Here is a 5,921-nt window from a genome sequence, read left to right as displayed (position 1 = left end):
GCCCCCGCCCCCGCCCCGGAGCCGGTCGAGGTCCTGGCCGACGACGACGACCAGGACCAGGCCGAGCACCACGAGTACGACGCCGACGACGACGAGCAGGACGCCCCCGAGGGCATCCCGGCCGGTCACCTGGTCGCGGGCGGCGCGACCGGCGGGACGGTCCTGCTCGGGATGCTCTACCAGCTCACCGGCGTTCCCGGCCTGATCGCCGGGAGCGTGCTGGCCGGGGGCGGCGCGGTCGCCTACGTCCGCCACCGTCGCGGCGGTGGCCGTACGACCTCGGGCAGCGCCTGGGGGACCGCGTCGGCCTCCAAGAGCGGCGGCAAGAACACCACGGGCAGCCTGTTCAGCGGCGGGAAGGCCCGCAAGTCCGCTGGTAGCGCCCTGTTCAGCACCGGCCGTAGCGGCTCCAAGAGCCGGGGCAGTCTCCTGGGCAAGGCAACCGCGGGCCGTGCCGGTAGCAAGTCCTCTGGCGCTCCGACCGGAGCTCACCGGGCCACGGGCAAGGCGGGCACCGTCCGCCAGCAGGTGGCCGCCGCCGGCCGCGCCGTCCGCAAAGCCCGCCGCGAGGCCGTGGCCGCCGCCAAGACCACGACCGGCGGGGCCGCTGCCAAGACCGCGACCGGCAAGGTCCGCAAGGCTGCCACCTGGGTCAACGACAAGACCGGCGGCCGTGCCGGTCGGGCGGGCAAGGCCACCATCCGGGCCGCCGCGACCGGGGCGCGTAAGGCGGCGGTGTGGGCCGACCGTAAGACCGGCCGCCGCGTGAGCAGCGCCTACCGGGCCGCCGCGACCGGCAAGGACACCGGGTTCCGCGCCCGTCAGCGCCGCGCCGCCGCCGTGCTCGGCTGGCACGGGCCGGTGACCGGGCCGGTCCTCGCCCTGGTTGCGGTCCTCAGTGAGGCGTGGAAGCGGCGCAAGGCCCGCAAGGCCGCCGCCGAGGAGACCGAGACCGCCGAGAGCAGCGAGGACGCCCCCAAGACGGCTCCGGCCGAGGAGGACCCGGCCATCACGACGCGGATCATCTGCCCGCGCTGCATGTCCGTGGACACGGTCACGCTCCCGGCGGGCGAGGCCGAGATCTGGGTCACCTGCGTGTGCGGTCACAAGACCCGGGTCTTCCGCGACGACAGCGTCCAGGACATCCCCGACCACGCGGACGAGCACCTCGCCCGCGAGACCACCCAGACCACGGCGGAGCCCGGCCGGGCCCGGGGCCGCCGTCCGTACACCGCACCCACCACCTACACCAGGAGGAACCGAACCATGAGCGCAAACCCCTTGGCTGCTGCCGCCGCCGACCTCAACGCGGTCGCGGCCGCGCACGCCCCCGTCGACATGTGGCAGGTGGCCCGCGAGCTCGACCAGCTCGTGGAGGTCCCCGCCAACGTGGCGATGGCCCTCAGGACGTACACCAGCCGCCTGCAGGGCGAATACCCGATCGACCCCGTCGTGATCGACGCCCTGGGCCAGCTGTACGCCGCGCACGGCCAGCTCGTCGCCATGGCGGACGAGATCGGCCCCCTGTTCCGCCGCATCCACGCCGAAGACCTCAAGCGCGAGGAGGCCCCCCGCGTGAACGAAGCCGCCTGGAACGTCTGACCCGACCTCGGGTGAGGCTGCGTACGGCGCCCCGGCCAACGCCGGTCGGGGCGCCGGGCGGAACCGACCCGCACCCCTCAGACCCCATCTGAACTGCACGAACTGACGGACTGGAGACGCTGATGGCCACCACCAAGACCACCGCACGCAAGAGTGAGGCCCGCAAGGCTGACTGGTCGCTCGCCTCGCGCGGCCCGATCGTGGCGACCGGGCAGGGCGCGCTCGGCCTGGCCGCGATCGCGGTGGCCGGCGACCTGGCCGCGATCCACCCGCTGTGGGGCGGCGCCGCTACCGCCGTCGGCGCGGTGGCCACCGTCGTGCGCTCGGCTCACCTGGCCCACCCGACGCCGGGCCTGCTGTACCGGCTGGGCTGCTGGCTCGGTGCCGGATCGTGGCTGACCTACACCCTGGCCGCCGGGCTGTGGAGCCAGGCCGCGTGGGGTGTGTGGGGCATCGGCGCGGTGACCGCCGGACTGCTGGCCCCGCTCGGCCGCGCGGCCGTCTCCAAGGCCGGGACCGCCCGCCGCCCGTCCGCCCCGGGCACGGCGCTGGTGCCGCGCCGTCACGTCGCCCTGGTCGAGGAGTGGACCCGCCGCATCCGCCGCTGCTGCAGGCTGGCCGTGGAGATCGCCGAGGTCCGCGAGTGGCCGACCGGCACCGGGTATTCGCTGCTGGTCATGCTGCCGCAGGGCGGGGCGACCGCCTCCCAGCTCGCCAACGCCGCCGAGGGGATGGCCAACGACGCCCGCCTGCCGCAGGGGTGCGGCGTGGAGGTGCTGCCGCCGCGTCCCGGGCAGCTGCGCGGCACGGTGTGGCTGGAGGTCGCCACCGTCAACCGGCTGGCCGCCGACATCGACCACCCGGGCGACTACAGCCCCCGCTCGGTGCTGGACGGGATCACGATCGGCGAGTACCGCAACGGCGAGCCGATGCGGCTGCAGGTCCGCCAGCCCCGCACGATCGTGGTCGGCACGACCGGCAGCGCCAAGACCGGCACCCTGCACACCATCACCGCTGAGCTGGGCCGATGCGTCGATGGGCTGGTGTGGCACATGGACCTCAACGGCGGCGGCGTCTCCCAGCCGTGGCTACGGGCCTGGCTGGACGGGGAGATCGAGCGGCCCGCGATCGACTGGGCCGCCCCCTGCGCGGAGGAGGCCCTGCTGATGGCGGCGGCCGAGGTCGCGATCGCCAAGGCCCGCAAGACCGCCTACAGCAAGCGGCGGATGCTCGCCGACGACGACAAGCTGCCCGTCGACCACGAGGTCCCGCAGATCACCACCATCCTGGACGAGGGATTCGAGGTCCTGGCCCCGACCGTGCGGGACCCGCTGCAGAAGGAGATCCGCAGCTCGATTGAGGAGATCGCCCGGATCGGCCGCGCGGAGGCGTGCCAGGTGCTCGTCTCGGCGCTGCGCTCGATCTCGACCACCCTGTCGACCGACCTGCTGTCCCTGCTGCACAACCGGATCATGATGGCGGGCTGCGCGCAGAAGGAGATCACCTTCCTGTACGAGCAGGCCCAGGGCGCGAGTGTGGAAGACCTGGCCGGTCCCGGGTCCGGCTTCGTGAGGGTGTTCGGCAACGACGAGATCCGCACGTGGAAGGCGTACCGGATGAAGCCCGCCCGCGACATCCACCCCGCCAGCGCCTCGATCAGCCGGACCCGCCCGAACCTGGACGAGCCCAGCGTGGAGGCCGCCGGCTACGCCTACGCCACCCGCTACTCCCGGATGCGGTGGCTGTTCTCCACGCCTGAGCAGCGCGTCCACCTGCGCCGCCCCCGCCCGATCGAGCTGCCCGGCGTGACCGACGATCGCGGCAACCCGGTCATCTGGGACCCGGCCCTGACCCACCCGGCCGAGGGCGACGACCTGGCCCCCGCCCCGGCGCCGCAGCATGGGCCGCGCACCACGCCCGCCGCCCCGGCCGCACCGTCCCGGCGTCTGACCGCCGTCGCGTGTGGCACGGACGCCTCCGCCTGGCCCGACCTGCGGGAGATGACCGGCAAGCCCGCCCCCCGCGCGATGACGAGCGCGGCTGAGTGGCCCGACCTGCCGATGCCGCGCCGTGGCGAGCTGCTCCGGGCCGAGCAGATCCACGCGGTCACCGCCGCCCCGGCCGCGCCCATCCGGCCGATCCCGGAGCTGCTGCGCCGCGCCCTGGCCGCGTTCGGCAACGACACCCGCATCCACAGCGAGGCCCTGGCCGCCGCGCTCGGCATCGACGTCCTGGCCCTCGCGGCGCTGCTGCGCCCGCTGGAGGTCACCACCCTGCCGCGCGCCTTCCTGCGCGGCGGTGCCGAGCGGCGTGGCTACGCCCGTGAGGACCTGGAGGCCGCGGCCGCCCGGATCGCCTCCGGCGAGCTGGAGGTCCCGGCCGAGGTCGCCACTTGGCCCGCCGCCTGACCCCCGGACAACCCCCCGGATATCCGGCCCCGGACACCCGCCAGACCCCGGACATCCGCCCCGGACGCCACCTGAACAGGGAAAACGCCACCCGTACGGGGGGTGTCCGGGGCCGCCAGACCCCCTTTGCGGGGCTCTCCACAGCCGTTCACCCCCCATCCATCGACCCGGACACCCGGACACCCAGGAGGAGAGATGACCGTCAACCCCGTCGCCGCAGCCGCCGCCGAACTCGCCGCGGTCGCGGCCGGCTACGCCCCCGCCAGCATGTGGCAGGTCGCCGCCGACCTCGATGAGATCGCGGCCGTGGACGGCTTCACCGCCGACGCGCTGCGCACCTACAGCCGCCGCCTGGACGGCGAGTACCCGATCGACCCCGTCGTGCTCGACGCCCTGGAGGACCTCGCCAAGGCGCACGCCGGACTCGTCGCGATGGCCGAGGAGATCGGCGTGCTGTTCCGCCAGGTCCACTCCGAGGACCTTCGCCGGGCCGAGGCCCCGCGCACCGGCGAGCACATGTGGAACGTCGACGGCCAGGGCCACGGCGGCGCCACGGCGTCCAAGCCGAGCCTGTGCGCGGACTGCCCGGCCGACTGCACCCGCCGCACCGGCACCAACTAGCCACCCCCACGGAGGAGAGATGACCTACACCCTGGCCCAGGCGGTCGACGACATCACCGCCTCGATCGGCGACGCCGATCTTGAGACCGCCCGGCTCCACTTCACCCAGGCCGTCGACGGCGACCCGGCCCGCCTCACCGACCTCGTCAAGCGGCTCGCCGCGACCGTCGAGATCCCCAAGCACGCGATCATCTGGGGCTTCGGCGTGGATGTCTGGGGCAACCCGCACCGCCGTGACTACGCCTGGCGCTGCGGCGACTGCCCGTGGACCGGCAGCAACTACCGGACCGAGCGCGGCGCCCGGTCCGCGGCCACCAGGCACGCGGGCGAGCACCAGGCCGCCGGAGAGCCGGTGCCGACCGTGACCAAGTACGCCGTCCTGACGCTCACGCGCTGACCCCCGAGGGGCGCGTACCAGCGTGGCCAATCCACCAAGACCAAACCACGCGGCACGCGCCCACCCCAATCGACGAGATCAGGAGGTCTCCAGCATGACAGCGATGACCGACCTGGAGCGAGAGCTCCTCGACATCGAGCGCCAGGCCCTCGCCGGCGAATGGGCGCGGATCCGTCAGGCCGAGCAGCTGCTCGCCGACGTCGACGCGGGCCTGGACCGGATGCGCCAGATCCTCCGCGAGATGTAGCCCCGCCCCCTCACTCACTCACTCACCCCAACTGGACCAGCGAGACACCACGTCACCGAAGGAGACACACATGAACCACACCGAGGCAGCCACCCGCTACGACGCCGCGATGGAGCGAGTCTTCGAGATTGACGACTGGGACAGCCGCCTGCCGGAGCCGGACCGGCAGGAGATCGCCGACGCCCTGTCCGAGGGCATCAAGGCCCAGTTCGAGCACGCGGCGGCCACCTGGCCCGCCAAAGTCCGCGCGCTGGTCGACCAGAGCACGGCCGACCAGATCTGCGAAACGCTCTCCTACATCCAGTCGGGCTTCGACATGACCGGCGACCTGCTGAACGAGATGCGGCCCCAGCCCGTCAGCACCGACTAGCCCCGCCCCCTTCACGAAAGGGCCCGCCAGGACGCTCCTGGCGGGCCCTTGTCATGCTCCGTGATCCCGTACACCCGTGATTCAGTAGCTCTATGCAGCTCTCCATCGCTCTCACCAACCTCAAGCCCGGCACGGGCAAGACCACCACGTCCGTGCTGCTGGCGTACGCCCTGCACCGGCGTGGGCATGACGTCGCCTTGGTCGACGCCGACCCGGCCGGGTCCGCGCTCGCGTGGTCGGACGCCGTGGAGGGGTTCCCCTTCGGCGTCTACGGCC

At 73.6% G+C, this 5,921-nt stretch carries 7 protein-coding genes; all 7 read left to right on the top strand.

What is annotated here, in order from left to right; genetic code table 11:
• A partial coding sequence (locus tag IMZ11_RS41595) for a hypothetical protein (RefSeq protein ID WP_228648946.1) occupies positions 1-1,602 on the top strand: 1,602 nt, incomplete at its 5' end.
• A 122-nt stretch (positions 1,603-1,724) separates the two neighbouring features.
• Positions 1,725-4,010, top strand: a complete 2,286-nt coding sequence (locus IMZ11_RS41590) for a hypothetical protein (protein WP_228648944.1) — start codon at positions 1,725-1,727, stop codon at positions 4,008-4,010.
• Positions 4,011-4,205: 195 nt separating this feature from the next.
• Positions 4,206-4,631: a hypothetical protein gene (locus IMZ11_RS41585; RefSeq protein ID WP_228648942.1), complete on the top strand. Its 426-nt coding sequence runs from the start codon at positions 4,206-4,208 to the stop codon at positions 4,629-4,631.
• Between the two features lie 19 nt (positions 4,632-4,650).
• Positions 4,651-5,028, top strand: a complete 378-nt coding sequence (locus IMZ11_RS41580) for a hypothetical protein (protein ID WP_228648940.1) — start codon at positions 4,651-4,653, stop codon at positions 5,026-5,028.
• A 94-nt stretch (positions 5,029-5,122) separates the two neighbouring features.
• Positions 5,123-5,275 carry a hypothetical protein gene (locus tag IMZ11_RS41575; protein ID WP_228648938.1) on the top strand — a complete coding sequence of 51 codons (153 nt, stop codon included), beginning with the start codon at positions 5,123-5,125 and terminating at the stop codon, positions 5,273-5,275.
• Between the two features lie 70 nt (positions 5,276-5,345).
• The gene (locus IMZ11_RS41570; protein WP_228648936.1) at positions 5,346-5,645 is read left to right on the top strand and encodes a hypothetical protein; all 300 of its coding nucleotides are present in this window, start codon (positions 5,346-5,348) and stop codon (positions 5,643-5,645) included.
• Between the two features lie 92 nt (positions 5,646-5,737).
• On the top strand, positions 5,738-5,921 hold a 184-nt coding region (locus IMZ11_RS41565), incomplete at its 3' end, for a ParA family protein (protein WP_228648934.1).

The organism is Microtetraspora sp. AC03309, assembly GCF_020826795.1.
GTDB lineage: Bacteria > Actinomycetota > Actinomycetes > Streptosporangiales > Streptosporangiaceae > Microtetraspora > Microtetraspora glauca.
The sequence above is the reverse complement of the archived record's forward strand: the minus strand, read 5'-3'. Positions and strand labels throughout refer to the sequence as shown.

Coding starts and splice junctions, on each gene's coding strand:
- IMZ11_RS41585 (WP_228648942.1), top strand. CDS start 4,206: ATGACCGTCAACCCCGTCGCCGCAGCCGCCGCCGAACTCGCCGCGGTC.
- IMZ11_RS41570 (WP_228648936.1), top strand. CDS start 5,346: ATGAACCACACCGAGGCAGCCACCCGCTACGACGCCGCGATGGAGCGA.
- IMZ11_RS41590 (WP_228648944.1), top strand. CDS start 1,725: ATGGCCACCACCAAGACCACCGCACGCAAGAGTGAGGCCCGCAAGGCT.
- IMZ11_RS41580 (WP_228648940.1), top strand. CDS start 4,651: ATGACCTACACCCTGGCCCAGGCGGTCGACGACATCACCGCCTCGATC.
- IMZ11_RS41575 (WP_228648938.1), top strand. CDS start 5,123: ATGACAGCGATGACCGACCTGGAGCGAGAGCTCCTCGACATCGAGCGC.